The 16,319-nt window shown below is 35.8% G+C and carries 12 protein-coding genes; 1 reads left to right on the top strand and 11 read right to left on the bottom strand.

Going from position 1 to position 16,319, the window contains the following annotated elements:
* Positions 1-6: 6 nt before the first annotated feature.
* The 5 genes from EG348_RS07530 to EG348_RS07550 are packed head-to-tail and all read right to left on the bottom strand — an operon-like array spanning position 7 to position 7,075.
* Positions 7-708 carry a c-type cytochrome gene (locus EG348_RS07530; protein ID WP_123982126.1) on the bottom strand — a complete coding sequence of 234 codons (702 nt, stop codon included), beginning with the start codon at positions 706-708 and terminating at the stop codon, positions 7-9.
* A gap of 1 nt (position 709) precedes the next feature.
* Entirely contained in the window at positions 710-1,231 is a 522-nt protein-coding gene (locus tag EG348_RS07535) for a DUF3341 domain-containing protein (protein WP_034724188.1), read from the bottom strand.
* Positions 1,218-2,615: an NrfD/PsrC family molybdoenzyme membrane anchor subunit gene (gene nrfD / locus EG348_RS07540; RefSeq protein WP_072410253.1), complete on the bottom strand. Its 1,398-nt coding sequence runs from the start codon at positions 2,613-2,615 to the stop codon at positions 1,218-1,220. Before nrfD ends, EG348_RS07535 begins: the two co-directional genes overlap by 14 nt.
* Before the next feature lie 25 nt (positions 2,616-2,640).
* Entirely contained in the window at positions 2,641-5,688 is a 3,048-nt protein-coding gene (locus EG348_RS07545) for a TAT-variant-translocated molybdopterin oxidoreductase (protein ID WP_123982128.1), read from the bottom strand.
* Positions 5,689-5,710: 22 nt separating this feature from the next.
* Positions 5,711-7,075, bottom strand: coding sequence for a c-type cytochrome (locus EG348_RS07550; RefSeq protein WP_123982130.1), 1,365 nt, complete (start codon positions 7,073-7,075; stop codon positions 5,711-5,713).
* A gap of 182 nt (positions 7,076-7,257) precedes the next feature.
* Here EG348_RS07550 and EG348_RS07555 point away from each other — a divergent pair, with 182 nt between their 5' ends.
* Entirely contained in the window at positions 7,258-7,797 is a 540-nt protein-coding gene (locus tag EG348_RS07555; protein ID WP_123982132.1) for an SPOR domain-containing protein, read from the top strand.
* Positions 7,798-7,845: 48 nt separating this feature from the next.
* Here EG348_RS07555 and EG348_RS07560 read toward each other — a convergent pair whose 3' ends face one another.
* The 6 genes from EG348_RS07560 to EG348_RS07585 all read right to left on the bottom strand — a co-directional run bounded on the left by EG348_RS07560 (position 7,846) and on the right by EG348_RS07585 (position 16,048).
* The gene (locus EG348_RS07560) at positions 7,846-9,120 is read right to left on the bottom strand and encodes a DUF6080 domain-containing protein (RefSeq protein ID WP_123982134.1); all 1,275 of its coding nucleotides are present in this window, start codon (positions 9,118-9,120) and stop codon (positions 7,846-7,848) included.
* Positions 9,121-9,197: 77 nt separating this feature from the next.
* Positions 9,198-10,043: a T9SS-dependent choice-of-anchor J family protein gene (locus tag EG348_RS07565; protein WP_123982136.1), complete on the bottom strand. Its 846-nt coding sequence runs from the start codon at positions 10,041-10,043 to the stop codon at positions 9,198-9,200.
* A 91-nt stretch (positions 10,044-10,134) separates the two neighbouring features.
* Positions 10,135-11,676: a protein adenylyltransferase SelO gene (locus EG348_RS07570; protein WP_123982137.1), complete on the bottom strand. Its 1,542-nt coding sequence runs from the start codon at positions 11,674-11,676 to the stop codon at positions 10,135-10,137.
* Positions 11,677-11,751: 75 nt separating this feature from the next.
* Positions 11,752-14,133, bottom strand: coding sequence for a transglycosylase domain-containing protein (locus EG348_RS07575; protein WP_123982139.1), 2,382 nt, complete (start codon positions 14,131-14,133; stop codon positions 11,752-11,754).
* Between the two features lie 6 nt (positions 14,134-14,139).
* Complete coding sequence (locus tag EG348_RS07580; protein ID WP_123982141.1) at positions 14,140-14,604, bottom strand: gliding motility lipoprotein GldH; 465 nt, start codon at positions 14,602-14,604, stop codon at positions 14,140-14,142.
* Positions 14,597-16,048: a stage 0 sporulation family protein gene (locus tag EG348_RS07585; protein WP_123982143.1), complete on the bottom strand. Its 1,452-nt coding sequence runs from the start codon at positions 16,046-16,048 to the stop codon at positions 14,597-14,599. Before EG348_RS07585 ends, EG348_RS07580 begins: the two co-directional genes overlap by 8 nt.
* Between the last annotated feature and the right edge of the window lie 271 nt (positions 16,049-16,319).

Consider the following 16,319-nt stretch of genomic DNA (forward strand, 5'->3'; position numbering starts at 1 on the left):
CTTTTCTTATTTTTTAGTTTCGGTAGTAGTCTCTGTTGCAGCTGCAGCTGGTGTAGCTGTAGCCGTTGTAGCTGCTGCGGGTGCTGCCGCTCCTTTTTTGAAGGCGCTCATCACATACATTGCAACTCTCCATCTGTCTCCAGCGTTAAGTTGTCCTGCATAAGAACCCATCGCGTTTCTACCGTTTGTTAGTACATAATGAACAGACCCTACAGTAATTTCTCTATCAGCATAGTTTGGTACACCAGAGAAAGCACCGCTTTGTACAATTGGTCCCTGTCCATCACCTCCTGTTCCATGACATGCAGCACAAGTATGGTCAAAAAGTATTTTTCCTCTTTCGATATCCTTAGCAGCATTTGCCGGATTTAAAGGAGAAGCAGTCATCTTTTTAGATGCATCATATCCTGCATTATATTCGTCTGCATTTTTTGGAAGTAAACCTTCTTCAAAAACACCGTCTTTATTTTGAGCTACCGATCCTTCTACTGGAGCAAGACCTGTTGCAAAACTATTTTTAACAAACGCCGGAATTTCATTTTCATGATCTGAATACGCATCCTGAGCCTTCATCAATGGATCATAAGCTACAGGAAAGTACATATCCGGGAAATATACCAACGGAGTGTTTTCTTTCGGTCCGCAAGAATTAAGTAAAACTGTAGTTAAACCTAAAATTGCTGTAATTTTTAATACATTCTTTTTCATTTTAAGCGTCTTTAACAGTTATTTCTTCAACTCCAGTCTCAATAAGCAACTGCTTCACAGATTCTACATCTTCAGTTACAAACTCCATAAGGAATTTATCATCTGTAGTTCTAGGATCAGGGTTTTGTGCAGGAGCTCCGGGATACATTTTGTTTCTTACTAAGAAAGTCAATGACATCATGTGAGCGGCACAGAAAACCATCAATTCAAACATTGGAACTACGAATGCAGGCATGTTGTGCGCCCAGTCAAAAGCAGGTTTACCACCAATGTTTTGAGGCCAGTCATGGTTCATTACGTACCAAGTAACTGTTGCACCAATAGTAACACCATAAAGTGCGTAGAAGAATGCAGCATCAGAGATTCTAGTTTTCTTTAAACCTAAAGCTTTATCTAGTCCGTGAACCGGGAATGGAGTATAAACTTCGTTTATCGCAATCCCTTTATCGTTGAATGCCTTAACGCCGTTCATTAAATCGTCGTCGTCAGCATAAAGTCCGTATACAATTTTAGTGGTGCTCATCTCCTTCTTTTGCTTTATAAGTTTCACCTGAGATTTTCAGAATTGATTTCAATTCGGCCTGTGCAATTACAGGGAATGTTCTTGCGTATAATAAGAATAATACAGAGAAGAATCCGATTGTTCCTAAATATACACCCACATCAATGATCGTTGGTTTAAACATTGTCCAAGATCCAGGTAAGTAGTCTCTAGAAAGGTTGATAACGATGATATCAAAACGCTCGAACCACATACCGATGTTGATGATTAATGCAATAATAAATGTTGCAATGATATTTGTTCTTATTCTCTTGAACCAGAATAGTGCAGGAATAATTAAGTTACAGCTAATCAATGCCCAGAACGCCCACCAGTAAGGACCGGTTGCTGCACCTGGAGAAAGATAAGTAAAGTCTTCAAATCTTGATCCTGAGTACCATCCGATGAAATATTCAGTTGCATAAGCTACAGTTACCATACCACCTGTTAGGATGATTACGATGTTCATAATTTCGATATGATACATTGTAATATAGTCTTCTAAATGACAAACTTTTCTAGCGATCAACAATAGTGTTTGTACCATTGCAAATCCTGAGAAGATCGCCCCTGCAACGAAGTAAGGAGGATAGATCGTAGAGTGCCATCCTTTAATAACCGAAGTTGCGAAGTCAAAAGATACGGTAGTGTGTACTGAGAATACAAGTGGAGTAGCTAAACCTGCAAGAACCAAAGATAATTCTTCGAATCTCTGCCAGTGTTTTGCTTTACCACCCCAACCGAATGCTAGGAATGTATAAATTTTCTTTGTCCAAGGAGTTTTTGCTCTATCTCTGATCATCGCAAAGTCAGGGATTAATCCCATGAACCAGAATACGGTTGATACTGAGAAATACGTAGAGATCGCAAATACGTCCCAAAGTAGAGGAGAGTTGAAGTTCCCCCAAAGAGAACCAAACTGGTTAGGTAAAGGGAAAACCCAATATCCTACCCAAACTCTACCCATGTGGATAACAGGGAAGATTGCCGCCTGAACAACCGCGAAGATAGTCATCGCTTCAGCTGAACGGTTTACAGACATTCTCCAACGCTGTCTAAATAATAATAATACTGCGGAGATAAGTGTTCCGGCGTGACCGATACCTACCCACCATACGAAGTTGGTAATATCCCAACCCCAGTTAATAGTTCTGTTAAGCCCCCATGCTCCAATACCTGTCCCGATAGTATAAGCGATACAGCCGAATCCGTAGATGAAAAGAACTAAGGCTGCATATAGTGATACCCACCATAATTTTCCTGCTCTTTCTTCGATAGGTCGTGCGATATCTTCTGTAATATCGTGATAAGTTTTGTGACCAATAATTAGAGGTTCCCTTATCGGAGCTTCGTAATGTCCTGACATTTTTTACCTATTTATTATTTAAACTTTATTTTTCTACTCTGTTTCTTACTTTAGTGTGATAGAACACGTTTGGCTTGGTTCCGATCTCTTCTAGTAAATAATATCTTCTGTTGCTAGAATATAATTTTCTAACTTCAGATTCTTTGTCATTCATATCTCCAAACTTCATGGATCCTGTAGAACAAGCTGCTGCACAAGCAACCGATTCTTGGAATTCATTGTCTGTAACTTTTCTTCCCTCTTTTTTAGCTGAAAGAATAGTTGCCTGAGTCTTTTGGATACACATTGAACATTTCTCCATAACCCCTCTTGTTCTTACAACAACATCCGGGTTAAGAACCATTCTTCCTAAATCGTTATTTTGATTGAAGTCGAATTTATCATTCAAGTTATATGTAAACCAGTTGAAACGTCTTACTTTGTACGGACAGTTGTTTGCACAATATCTAGTACCGATACATCTATTGTAAGCCATGTGGTTTTGACCTTGCTTACTGTGAGAAGTAGCCGCTACCGGACATACAGTTTCACATGGAGCGTGGTTACAGTGCTGACACATTACCGGTTGGAAAATCACATCAGGACTTTCGTTTGGCTCGATTAAGATGTCGTATAAGTTAGGAACGTTAAGTCCTCTTTCAATACCTTCTTTAGTTTCGATCTTTTCTTTAGCAGAGTAGTAACGGTCAATTCTTAACCAATACATATCTCTGGACATTCTGATCTCTTCTTTACCTACAACAGGAACGTTGTTTTCTGCCTGACAAGCAATAATACATGCTCCACAACCAGTACAAGAGTTCAAGTCAACTGATAAGTTGAAGTGAGGACCATCTGTATCATCGAATGCATCCCAAAGGTCAATTTTACCAGCTGGCAATGCTCCGCTGATCGTGTGGTACTCCAAAGGCTTGTTCCATCCTTTGTGCTCGTCATCGAATGCTACGTTGATATATTCAGCTAAAGGAACTTCTTTAGCAATCTCGTAACGTCCCATTAGAGTATTCTGAAGCTGAATACCTGCAAATTCATGATCTTCACCTGTTTTTTCAATCTTAGCGTTTGATACAACTAAGTTAGAACCATCAAATAAAGGATAAGCGTTTACACCTGTATCAGCGGTAGCTCCTGAGTTTTTCTTACCATATCCAAGCGCAAGACCTACTGATCCGTCTGCTTGTCCCGGTTGAATGAATACAGGAACATCTTTTATTGTTACTCCGTTTACAGTAAGGTTTACGATTGAACCGTCTAACTGCATTCTAGCATTAAGATCGTTTTCAATACCTAATCTTTCTGCATCTTTAGGAGAAATTGTCAAGTAGTTATCCCAAGACATTCTAGTGATCGGATCCGGTAATTCCTGCAACCAAGGGTTGTTTGCCTGAGTACCATCTCCCATTGAAGTCTTAGTATATAATACCAATTCCAGATCAGAAGCTTTGAAGTTTCCTAATTCAGCAATAGCTTGAGCAGCATTTCCACCAGCATAAGACAACGTTGTTGCATTATTAGAAGGAACGATACCGTTATATAAAGCTTTGTTGAAAGAAGTTGCCCCTAAGATTGAAGCAGAACTAGCTTTTAAATAATCGTAGTAGTTATTAGCAGCGTTGTTTTTTCCGTTTTTCCAAACCAATAGAGATTCTTCAATCTGTCTTGATTTGTAGATTTTTTGAATTGTTGGCTGCATTAATGTATAAACTCCGGTCTGAGGCTCCATATCACCCCAAGATTCTAGCCAGTTAGCTACAGGAATTACAGCTTTCGCTGCCTTGTACATTTCATTTTTCTTATCTGCAACAGCAATTACATAAGGAACCTTAGTTAAAGATTTTTTGAAATCTTCTCCTTTTGGATGAGAATAGATAGGATCTACGTTGTTTGTAATTAATACTCCAACCTGTCCTGCGTTTACCCATGTTAAGAATTCGTTATATCTTGCTTTGTCAAATTCTCTTAAGAAGTTTGCTTTACCAGTGAAAGCTACTGAGCCTAATTTTTGGTTGATCAAGTGTGCAAGAACCTGAGCTCCTTTAGAACCGTCAGCCAATACTACAGCTTTGCTGCCTTTAGCCTGTAATTCTTTTACGATCTCAGAAGCAATCTTGTCAGAAGCAGCGCCTCCTCCTACGATTGCATTGTAAACTTCAACTAAAGTTTTGTTTACAGCACTTGGCTTTAATCTATATCTTGAGTCAGCATTAGCACCAGTTAAAGACATGTTTGATTCCACTTGGATGTGTCTCAACATGTTTGCTCCCGGTTTTCTTGCTTCTGCAAAAGAAGTTTCTAAGCTTCCCGCGTTGTAATCTCCTAAGAAATCTGCCTGGAAAGAAACTACTAATTCAGAACCTTTAAGATCGTAAACAGGTAATGCTCTTTGTCCGAATACTTCCTGAGCAGCATCTAATCCTGCAGAGTAAGGGAAAGCATCAAAAGTTACTAATTCAGCTGTAGGATATTTTGCTTTAAAATCAGCGAATAACTTTTTGAAAGTAGGTGAAGCAAAAGATTGAGATAAAAGAACGATCTTCTTACCAGCTGCCTTAGCTTCTTCTAATCCTTTAAGAACGAAATCATCTACTTTATCGAAAGTTTCGTCTTTACCGTCTAGCTTAGGTTGCTTTACTTTATCATTATCATAAAGAGAAAGTACTGCTGCCTGAGCTCTAGCGTTAGTTTTACCTAAATCACCAGCAGCCGGGTTTGGATCAATTTTGATTGGTCTACCTTCACGAGTTTTTACTAAAACACTAGCGAAATCGAATCCATCAAAATATGTTGAAGCGTAGAAATTTGGAACCCCCGGAATAATATCATGAGGTTTTACCACGTAAGGAATCGTTTTAATTACCGGAGCTTCACAAGCAGCAAGCGTTACCGCCGCTGTAGAGAATCCTAGTAACTTTAAGAAATCTCTTCTTGAAGTACTTGATCCGTTTTGTTCAGCATCTCCAAGGAAATCTTCTACCGGAATTTCTTCCTGAAACTCTTTCTGAGCCAGCTTATTATTTAAAGCTGGGTCTTTAAGTTCATGAATACTTCTAAATTGTATTTTGTTTGAAGCCATTTATACTTCTAATTTTTAGTTATTAATAATGACATTTACCACACTCAAGACCTCCAATTGCATCTACAGTGATCTTACCTTCTGTTTGAGGGTATTGCTTCTTAAGCTTGTCGTGTAGATTCTTGAAGTATTCTTTATTATAACCGTTGTTCATATCAACTTCAGTAGTTCTGTGACATTCTATACACCATCCCATTGTGAAGTCATTAGCCATTTGAACAACATTCATTGTATCAATTTTTCCGTGACAAGCTTTACAAACAACATCAATCTTGTTTGTTGGATTCTTTTTGTTGAAAGAATTAATGATCGCTTGTTCACCTGCTACTACGTGTTGAGAGTGGTTGAAGTACACAAAGTCAGGCATGTTGTGGATTCTCGTCCATTCAACTGGCTGAGTTTTTCCTGTATACTGTTGTTTTGCAGGATCCCAACCTGTCGCAGCATAAATTTTCTGGATTTCTCCGTCGTAGAATGCTTTGTCTTTTCCAGGTTCCATGTAGTGGTCTTTGTTGTATTCAGATATCGTTCTGTGACAGTTCATACAAACATTCATAGAAGGAATCTCAGATACTTTACCGTATTTAGCACTAGAGTGACATAACTGACAGTCAATTTTCTGTTCTCCAGCGTGGATTTTGTGAGAGAAGTAGATAGGCTGCTCTGGCTTATATCCTTTGTAAACCCCGATCCACATGATCCAGTTCCAAATTCCATAAGTTGCCAAAATAGCTAGGATTGCTAATGCTCCTTTACCTACATAATGGTATTTTTCATAGATTTCGCTGAAAGATTTAACTCTAGTTTCGTTAAGTCCAGCCAAATCTTCAGATTGACCTAATTTTACTAATTGTCTTAGTTTAATTAAGATCCAAACTAATAAAGCCGCAATCGCTAAAAGTGAAATAATTACGACACTTGTAGTTGTATTGCTTGCCGGAGCAGCTTGAGCTCCATCTGCTGCAGTTGCTGTTCCTGCATCCTTTTTAGGCTCTTCCGGAGCCGGAGGATTAGTTGTAAAAGCTAAAATGTCATCAATATCCTTATCTGTAAGATTAGGAAACTGTAACATTTCAGTTTTATTAAATTTTTCGAAAATCTCATTAGCGTATTTGTCCCCAGAAGCTCTCAAAGCTTTGTTGTCTTTGATCCACTTGTGAAGCCAATCCTTGTCTACACCACCTTCTGTCTTCACTCGTTCTACAACCCCTTTCAAAGGAGGTCCTATTACTTGTTTGTCCAGCGCGTGACATGCAGTACAATTCGCTTTGAAAAGTTTCTCTCCGTTTTTAGGATCGCCGTCTTGCCCGTAAATTGAAGCACTGGTTGATAGCAATAAGCCTATTGCGATCAACGTTTGTTTATAATGCTTTCTCCAACTAATCATTTAAATTATCTTATGTTAGTAAAATATTGAACCAATCAATCCCGCAAAAATAATATTTTTAACAGGAATTTAACGCCATAACGAGAGGGGAAAATATCATTTGTTGTTAATTTGTATTAATTCTAAATAACTCAGTTTGGTATAATTTTTTAATTTGTATAAATTTGCGGAAACAAGTTTAAATGAAAAATTTAATCAAAATATTTTCAGTATTATCATTATTAGGGTTTTATAATATTGGAGCACAGCAGGTTGTGAAGAAAGATACTTTGTCAGGAACAGAGTTAATCATGTCTATGGATCCGAAAGTGAGTGATGCTTTGGGGAGTTTGGAGGACAAATGTTCCCGAGTAGCAACAAATAATTCATCAAGAGATAATGATGATGATAGTTCTTATACCAAGCCAACCAAAATTTATGTTCCCAACAGAGAGCTTACAAATGCGGAGATTTGCAGAAAAAATCCTCGAATTTTAGGGTATAAACTACAAATTACTACAGTAAAGAGTAATGAAGAGGCTAATGAAGTGAAGTCTTATTTTAGAAGAAGGTTTCCTAATCTGAAGGTTGAAACTGATGCTTCTTTAAGACCAAATTATAAAATATTGGCAGGAAGTTATTTTACAAAACAGAGTGCTGCTTCGGATTTGTCTAAGGTTAGAGAGTATTTTAAATCAGCAATTCCTGTTCAGTACAGAATTTTCTGTGCAGAAGCAAAATAATTTTTTTTAAATATAAATATTAGAGCTGAGGATTTTCTCAGCTTTTTTTTATTGATAATATTGATTTAGAAACCAGAAAAACTCTGTCATTCTTAAATAATTATTGAAGGCTAAATAAGTAAATAAAAGACCTACAATAACAGTTAAAAAAGATAAAATTTTAGGAGATGATTTGTAAGAATAAAACAGCCATCCTAAGAGTAATGGATAAACAAAAACAAAGTGACCGCCGTAGATGTAGGAAGTGTGAAGTCCAAATCTCATAATGCAATGGATGACGATATCAATGAAAAAAGAGATCATTAATATCTGAACAAATTTACTTTTAAAATTTTTGAAATAACTCCACAAAATCAATATCAAAAGTATAGAAATAAAAACATAAGGAACCCACGAAGTATAAACATCCATAAATAAGCCTTTGAAATCGAATCCTTTCATGTTGTGTTTATTGCGAATGATAAAACTTGGAAATAAGATATTTCCTCCAAAAAAATAGGATAAAATCATGTCCCAAGTTGGAGTTGATTTTACATTGGAGAACTTTTCATATTGACTATTGGTCTTTGAAAATATTGTTTTATACTTAAAATCAATTCTATTTAAGTATAATAATATGAAGCAGATACAAGTTATAGTGATTCTGAAAACAGCATTTCCAAATTTCTTCCAATTTTTGAAGAGTCCTTTTTCAAATGCTACCGGAATAAAAACTTTTACAATGTTTGTTACGGTAAGGCCTCCAATTGAAATTCCTGCTAAAATTAAAGAAATAGCTGGTATTTTTTCTTCTTTTTTGATCTTTATAGCTGCATAATGATTAAATAAAGTCAATAAAAATAAAGTATAAGTAAAATTTTCTGGAGTAAAGCAAAGGATGATATTTGTTGAAAATATTCCGAAAAAGAGGATGATTAATAGATTGATCATTAATGGAAGTTTAATGACGTTTTTGAGGTATTTGAATATTTGAAGTATGCTTAAGCTTACTGCAATATTGCTAAACCAAGCTAAAGTGAGCCTAAAAGTGACATCAGTCTTTCCATTAGAAATAAGAAAGGCTAATTCTCTAACCCAATTGAAGAAATAGTAGGCTAGAGGGTGTCTTTCGAAACTTCCGCCAGTCATTATGATTGAGCGGTTGTCAAAGCTAAAATAGGCGTCCCAAGGAATTCTGTCATCAAAAATTATTCTGTAATTAATGGCAATATAAGAGCCTAAAATTCCATAGCAAATCAAAAAAAATGCAAAAACGCTCAATTCGATCAAGCTTGAAGGGAATATTAATTTTAAAAGGTTAATTAATTTAGATTTAAAAGCCACTTGTTATTAATTTTTGCAAATGTAAAAATAAAAGCTCACCAAATTGGTGAGCTTTAAAAAGATTATGTAGTGAATAATTATTCCTTAATTACTTTTTCTGTAGTTGATGTTCCATCAGAGAATTCAACTTGTAATAAGTATCCTCCTTTGGGAAGAGAAGAAATGTCAACTCTATCAGATGTTGATTTCAACACTGATTTTCCTGAAAAATCTAATACTGTTGAAGATTTTATCTTTTTGTCAGTTTTGATGTTGATCTCTCCTTTTGTTGGATTAGGATAGATTCTGATTGATTTTGATTTTAAGTTAACTTCATTTGTTGCTAATGTAGTTCCTAAGACTTGAACATCATCTATTGAAACGCCATCTGCATCGGTTCCTACATATTGAAATCTGATTTGAACATTTGCTTGCCCGATATATGATGACAGGTCTACTGTTACAGGAACAATGTTTAAATTATAAAGATCTGTATTATCATTTCCATCTCCATCGTCCATAAAGCCTGCTTCACCATCTTCAGTCCATAGAGTGGTCCATGTTGTTCCTCCATTAGTTGAAATTTGTGCAAGTAAATTTCCAGCATCAAGCGCTATCATATATGAATATCCTACCACTGCTTTAAAGTTTAATGAGGGAGATGCGGCTCCCACTAAACTAAAGGTAGGACTTGTTAAATTAGCTGTATTTGATTGAAGGATATAATTAATACCAGCAGATTTAGTTCCAGAAATTACAAAATCAGTGGCACCAGCTCCAAAAACAACAGGAGTAAAATCCCAAGGTCTTGTTGAAACTGTGCTTGATCTAGTCCATCCTGTTGGAGGAAATGTAGTTCCTTCAAAATTTTCTGATAATAATGTTTGGGCCTCTAAAGAAGCTCCAATAAACAATAAGCTTAGAGATAGTAGAAGTTTTTTCATGAGATTTTTTATTTTATGTAAATATAACAAAAAAAGCTTAATAGTAAAAAAAACTCATCCTAAATACTATATTAATAGATTATTAATAAATTTAAGAACTGCACGAAAGTGTTGAGCATCCAGAAATATCATCATATTCTGAAGGTCTTTTTACGGAAAATTCAGGATAGTTTTTTTCATAAGGATTTTCTAATGCTGTTGTTAATTTTTTAAGCATATTAGTCTTTCCTAAATTAATTTCTTCAATACATTGATATAAAAGAAAATTTCTTAAAATGAATTTTGGGTTTGTTTGCTTCATTAAGTTGATGGATTCTTCTTTTGAGATTGTGTTTCGCTCCAATCTGGCTTTATATGTATTTGTGAAATCCTCAATTTTTGCAAGCTTTTTATCATCTAAAAAAATGTATGAAATACTTTCAAAATGAGATTTTAAATAATTTTTATCATCAATATCTTCTAATTGATTAAAAAATAATGTGTGGTCCAATTGTAATTCCTGCATGAGCCCTTGCCAGTTTGTGAAAAACTCTTCATCACCATCTAGTAATTGATTAAATCCAAACTTTTTGCAAAGCATATTGTCATGAGATTTCCAGAAATAGTCTCCAAACTCATTTAATGTTTTTTCTAAAAATTGTTCCTCTTTAATTAATGGATGTAGCGCATTGGCCAATTGCCAAAGATTCCATTGTGAGATCTGGCCTTGTTTTCCGAAAGCATATCTTCTTCCGGGTAGATCTGTTGTGTTGGGAGTGAAGTTTAAATCATATTCATCCATCATAGAATAAGGGCCGTAATCAATAGTTAAGCCTAGAATTGACATGTTGTCAGTATTCATTACTCCATGAACGAAACCAACTCTAAACCATTCAACCATAAGATTGGCCGTTTTTTTGCAAACACTTTCAAAGAAGTCTTTATATTTTTGACTTCCTTCGGAAATGATTTCAGGATAATAATTATCAATGGTGAAATTAACAAGCTTTTCCAGAGTATCATATTCCTGTTGAGCAGAGAGCAATTCAAAATGTCCGAATCGAAGGAAACTCTCCGCTGTTCTTACAACAACTGCTCCTTTTTCTTTTTGAGGATTTCCACTATACATCATATCTCTTACCACATCTTCTCCTGTAAAAGATAAACTTAATGCTCTTGTTGTTGGAACTCCCAAATGAAACATCGCCTCACTCATTAAGTATTCTCGGACAGATGATCTCAAAACGGCTCTTCCATCTGCATGTCTGGAGTAAGGTGTTGCACCAGCTCCTTTCCATTGGATCTCTGTTTTTTTACCTGAATCACTTGTGATTTCACCTGCTAAGATCGCTCTTCCATCACCTAATTGTCCTGCCCAATTTCCAAATTGATGTCCTGCGTAAGCTGTTGCGTAGGTTTGAATATTTTTGGGAAGGTTATTTCCAACCAGAAAATCAAGATCTTTTTCTTCAAACTTTCCTAATCCTATTTCTTCCGAAAGTTTTTCATTAAAAGTAATCAATTCTGGCTTTTCAAAACCAACAGGATCTACCGTTGAAAATAAAACTTTTGGAGTATTTCTTTGAATAGTATTGCCGGAAAAATCTCCCGGAAAAATTTTTATAAAAGGTTGTTTGATGTTTTCGATATTCATGAATCAAAGTTATTAATAATAAAAGAAAAGACCTTCCAAATAATTGAAAGGTCTTGTGTATTTCTAAAAGAGAATTTATTTATTAAAATCTACCTCATCTGATGAATGTAGGTTTTCGTTCACATTTTCTTCTTTCTTGTTAGAGTTGTTTTTAGGGGTGTTATCTACAGGTCTAGGATTTTTGATCTCGTCAATTGTCTGAAGACCTCCGTCATCCCCATAACCACCGCCGATACCTTTTAGTCCGGAGCATCCGTCTTTCCAGTCGGAAGGTTTTGTGAATTTGTCGTCAGGTGAAATTCCTAATGTTTTATCAGCCCAAACTTTCTTCATGAAGATCGCCCAAATTGGTAAAGCCATTTTTGCTCCCTGTCCTTCACCAGTTCCGAAGAAGTGAGTTGCTCTGTCTTCCCAGCCAACCCATGCGCCAGTTGCCAATTTTGGAGTAATTCCCATAAACCAACCATCGGAGTTATTTTGCGTTGTACCTGTTTTAGCAGCAATTTCAACAGCTTTTGAGATTCCTCTTCTGCCAAGCTCACCTGAAGCAGTTCCGTATTGTGCAACACCTTTCATTAGTTCGATCATGGTGTAAGCATATAGCGGATTCATTACTTCTTTTGGCTCTACATTTACTTCTTTAATTACTCTACCGTTGGCATCTTCAATTCTCCAGATCATTTCTGGTTTATTGTGATTTCCGTAGTTGGCAAAAGTACTGTAAGCACCCAGCATTTCAAAAATTGTAATATCTGATGAACCTAATGCAATGGTATTGTTCCTAGGGATTTCTTCTGTTACACCTAAGTCTCTTGCGGTTTGGATTACAGCGTCAACACCTGTCATTTCGATAAGTCTTGCCGCAATTGGGTTTTGAGAGTGTGCTAAACCGTCTTTTAACGTTAACATTCCTCCTCTTCCCGGTACGTGCCATCCCTTATGATCATAAGTTCCGTTGGATACTGTTGAACAAGGAGTCATTCCCAGTTTCATAATAGCAGTTGCGTATACGAAAGGCTTAAATGTTGAACCAACTTGTCTTTTTCCTTGTTTGATGTGATCATACTGAAAATGTTGCCAGTCGATACCTCCAACCCAAGCTTTAATCTCACCTGTTCCAGGAACCATGGACATTAAACCTGCCTGAGCAATTTGTTTGTGATATCTGATAGAATCCCAAGGTGACATTTCAACCTCTTCTTCTCCGGCCCAAGTAAAACGTGAAGTTTTGATTGGTTTGTGGAATTCCATCATGATTGAATCCTCAGAAACTCCGGCTGCCTTCAATTGTTTGTAACGTCCGGTTCTTTTCATCGCCTGAAGCATTACGCTGTTGACCTGAGTATTTGTTAAATAATAAAAAGGTCTGTTTTTTCTACCTCTTTGCTCGGCATCAAATCTTTTTTGAAGATCTGTTAAGTGTTCCCTGATTGCATCTTCTGCATACTTTTGCATTTTAGAATCAAGAGTAACATATATTTTTAAACCGTCTTTATATAGGTTTAATTTCTTACCTGTCTGCTTTTCGTAATCTTTAAGATAATTATCAATTTCCTTTTTCAAATAAAACTTATAGTAAGCAGAATAATCGTCACTAATGTTTTTAATTGGATGATAATCTAAAGTAATCGGAGTGCTAACAGCCTTATCGTAAGTTGCCTGATCGATATAACCTGTTTTTTGCATTTGCTCCAAAACTACATCTCTTCTTGTCTTAGCCTTTTCGATATTCCTCATCGGATTGTTCTTTACCGGATTTTCCAGCATTGCTACGAACATTGCAGCTTCCGGAAGGGTAAGTTGAGAGGTTTTTTTATTGAAATAGATTCTTGAAGCCATTTCAACGCCGTTTGCATTGTATAAAAAGTCAAATTTGTTGAAATATAAAGTAACAATTTCTTCTTTGGTATATCTTTTCTCAAGACTTACCGCAACAACCCATTCTTTTAATTTCTGGAATGCTCTGGCAGCCTTATTTTGAGAAGCCCCACCTGTAAAAAGTAATTTTGCAAGCTGTTGCGTAATCGTAGAACCTCCACCTCGTCCACCTCCGTAAACAACGGCTCTGGCAACTGACTGTAAATCAATTCCTGAGTGTTCTTTGAAACGCTCATCTTCTTTAGCCTGTAAAGCGTAAACCAGATAAGGAGGAAGGTCTTTATAGGTAATAGGCTGAGTTTTTTCTTTTTCAAACTTGCCTAATAATAAACCATCAGATGAATAAATTTCAGATGCAACGTAAATGTCTGGATTTTCAAGCTCTTTTACATCGGGCATTTCTCCAAGAAAGCCTTGAGAAACGGCGAAGAAAAGTCCTGAAATTCCTAAAACGACTGCAATGAGTCCAATCCAAATAAAGCTCACCCATTTTTTCCAACCGGTTTTTTTGCCATTCTTTTTGGGAGGAAGGGGAAATGTTTTTCCTTTGTTTCCTGCGTTTTGTTTGTTTACTTCCATTTATGATTACGGTTTAGCCGTTTCTATTTTTACTCCAATATCTTCAATTCCGGGAAGGGCATCATTTCTCATGGCTTGTACCACGCCGATCTCATACTTGCCTTTCGTAGGAAATTTATAATTCAATTTATATTGAAAAAGCGTTTCCTTCGTGTCTCCAAAACCTGTACCAAGCCATTCTCCGTTTGGTTTTGCCAATACGTAATTCAATGTGTCAGTTTCCTTTTTCTTATTCTGAAGATTGGTGAAATTTACAATAAATCTTATATTGCTGTAAGGATAATCATTGTTATTCCTTACAACAAATATAATATTTTTAGGATTTTGTGGATCCGTAATTTCAAGATTAAATTTTTGTTCACTTTTCTTATTCCATTTATTATCAACGGAATTCATAGTGACTTCTCCTTCGGAAGAAGAGTTACAGCTAAAGAAAAGGATAAGAGTTAATAATCCTAAAATTTTATGCATTGTTATCTTTTTTTGGAGGAAATTTCTTCTTGAATTTTTTCTTATTCGGGTTGGTTTGAGGCTTTTTCTCAGGATCTACGCTTCCTTCTGCCTTTGCTTTTTCTAACTGAGCTTTTGGCTGCTGAGGCGGTCTTTGCTGTTTTGGGTTGTTAGAATTATTATTGGCATTCGGGTTCGGATTTTCTGTCCTTGCCGGTCTTTCAGATCTTTCCGAACGTTCAGATTTATCAGAGTTTTGAGGTCTGTCAGATCTTTCGGGTCTTGGTTTTCTTGGACCTTGATTTGAACTGTTTTGATTGTTATTCGGTCTGTTTTGATTCTGATTTTGAGGTCTGTTTTTGTTAAAACTTTTGTTTTTCTTCTCAAATCTGTCAACACTGTTTTCCTGAATAAGGTCAATCGTGTGCAAAGGAGCATCAGGTTGTTTAAGATCTTCAAGAGGTAAAGTTCTTTCGCCTTTTTTATTTTGTGCGATCAGCTTTTTAACCAAATCAATATCGAAATCATACCAAGCCATTGAGCTGTCTACATAAGCAAACCACATTTTCTTTTTGAAAACGTCGATTTTAATACAAAAAGCTCTTCCTTTTTCTGTATCTAACACGGTAGATGAAGAAGGGAAGTTGCTTAAAGCATCAAGATAGCTGTCTAATTCATAATTAAGACAACATTTAAGCTTACCACATTGTCCAGCCAGTTTTTGAGGGTTGATACTCAACTGCTGATATCTTGCAACGTTGGTGTTTACAGATCTAAAATCCGTTAACCAGGTTGAACAACACAATTCTCTTCCACATGATCCGATTCCTCCAACTTTTGCAGCTTCCTGTCTGAAACCGATCTGTTTCATATCGATTTTAGTTCTGAAAGTTGAGGCGTAATCTTTAATTAACTGTCTGAAATCTATTCGGTTATCAGCAGTGTAATAAAATGTAACTTTAGAAGCATCTCCTTGATATTCAACATCTGTAACCTTCATTTCAAGGCCTAATCTGTGAGCGATCTTTCGGGCTTCTATTTTTACGCTGTCTTCTTTTTTTCTAACTTCCTGCCAAACTTCAATATCTTTTTGATTGGCTAATCTATATATTTTAAGTGCTGATTCTTCAGAAGCTCTTTTCTTCTTCATCTGAATTTTCACTAATTCTCCGGTGAGACTTACCACACCTACATCATGTCCGGGACTTGATTCTACTGTTACTACGCTACCTATATGTAAAGGAACATTATTTACATTTTTATAAAATAATTTTCTGTCATTTTTAAATCTAACTTCTACATAATCACACCTGTTAGATGCAGGATTATTGATGTTAGACAGCCAGTCGAAAACACTTAATTTATAACTATTACCACAGGTATTTACACTTTCACAGCCATTCGCGGTTTTCTTGGGTCCGCAAGAATGTGCAGAATCGCCGGATGTTTTACATCCACAACTCATATAACTTTTATTTGTTCTTGCAAATTTATATATTTTTATCTTTATGTAATTCTAAAAAATTCAAATATTCGTCAACATCATTGTTTAATATTAAACGAAAAACTTGATTAGTCAGTAAAACATTATTAAATGCTTAATAGTTATGTGTTTAAGGTCTATTTTCGTTAAAGTGTTATTTTAAACATAATTTTCTTTTAGCATAATGTTTAAAATTTTAAGATTTATTAACAGTTGTAGCCAAAATAATTTTATATTTGGGTTATATAATAAT

Origin of the sequence: Chryseobacterium sp. G0201, assembly GCF_003815655.1 — a bacterium.
GTDB lineage: Bacteria > Bacteroidota > Bacteroidia > Flavobacteriales > Weeksellaceae > Chryseobacterium.

What these genes read in the sequence shown, in the direction of transcription:
- EG348_RS07555 (WP_123982132.1), top strand. Translation starts at nt 7,258, where the DNA reads ATGAAAAATTTAATCAAAATATTTTCAGTATTATCATTATTAGGGTTT.
- EG348_RS07545 (WP_123982128.1), bottom strand. Translation starts at nt 5,688, where the DNA reads ATGGCTTCAAACAAAATACAATTTAGAAGTATTCATGAACTTAAAGAC.
- EG348_RS07565 (WP_123982136.1), bottom strand. Translation starts at nt 10,043, where the DNA reads ATGAAAAAACTTCTACTATCTCTAAGCTTATTGTTTATTGGAGCTTCT.
- EG348_RS07575 (WP_123982139.1), bottom strand. Translation starts at nt 14,133, where the DNA reads ATGGAAGTAAACAAACAAAACGCAGGAAACAAAGGAAAAACATTTCCC.
- EG348_RS07580 (WP_123982141.1), bottom strand. Translation starts at nt 14,604, where the DNA reads ATGCATAAAATTTTAGGATTATTAACTCTTATCCTTTTCTTTAGCTGT.
- nrfD (WP_072410253.1), bottom strand. Translation starts at nt 2,615, where the DNA reads ATGTCAGGACATTACGAAGCTCCGATAAGGGAACCTCTAATTATTGGT.
- EG348_RS07585 (WP_123982143.1), bottom strand. Translation starts at nt 16,048, where the DNA reads ATGAGTTGTGGATGTAAAACATCCGGCGATTCTGCACATTCTTGCGGA.
- EG348_RS07550 (WP_123982130.1), bottom strand. Translation starts at nt 7,075, where the DNA reads ATGATTAGTTGGAGAAAGCATTATAAACAAACGTTGATCGCAATAGGC.
- EG348_RS07535 (WP_034724188.1), bottom strand. Translation starts at nt 1,231, where the DNA reads ATGAGCACCACTAAAATTGTATACGGACTTTATGCTGACGACGACGAT.
- EG348_RS07570 (WP_123982137.1), bottom strand. Translation starts at nt 11,676, where the DNA reads ATGAATATCGAAAACATCAAACAACCTTTTATAAAAATTTTTCCGGGA.
- EG348_RS07530 (WP_123982126.1), bottom strand. Translation starts at nt 708, where the DNA reads ATGAAAAAGAATGTATTAAAAATTACAGCAATTTTAGGTTTAACTACA.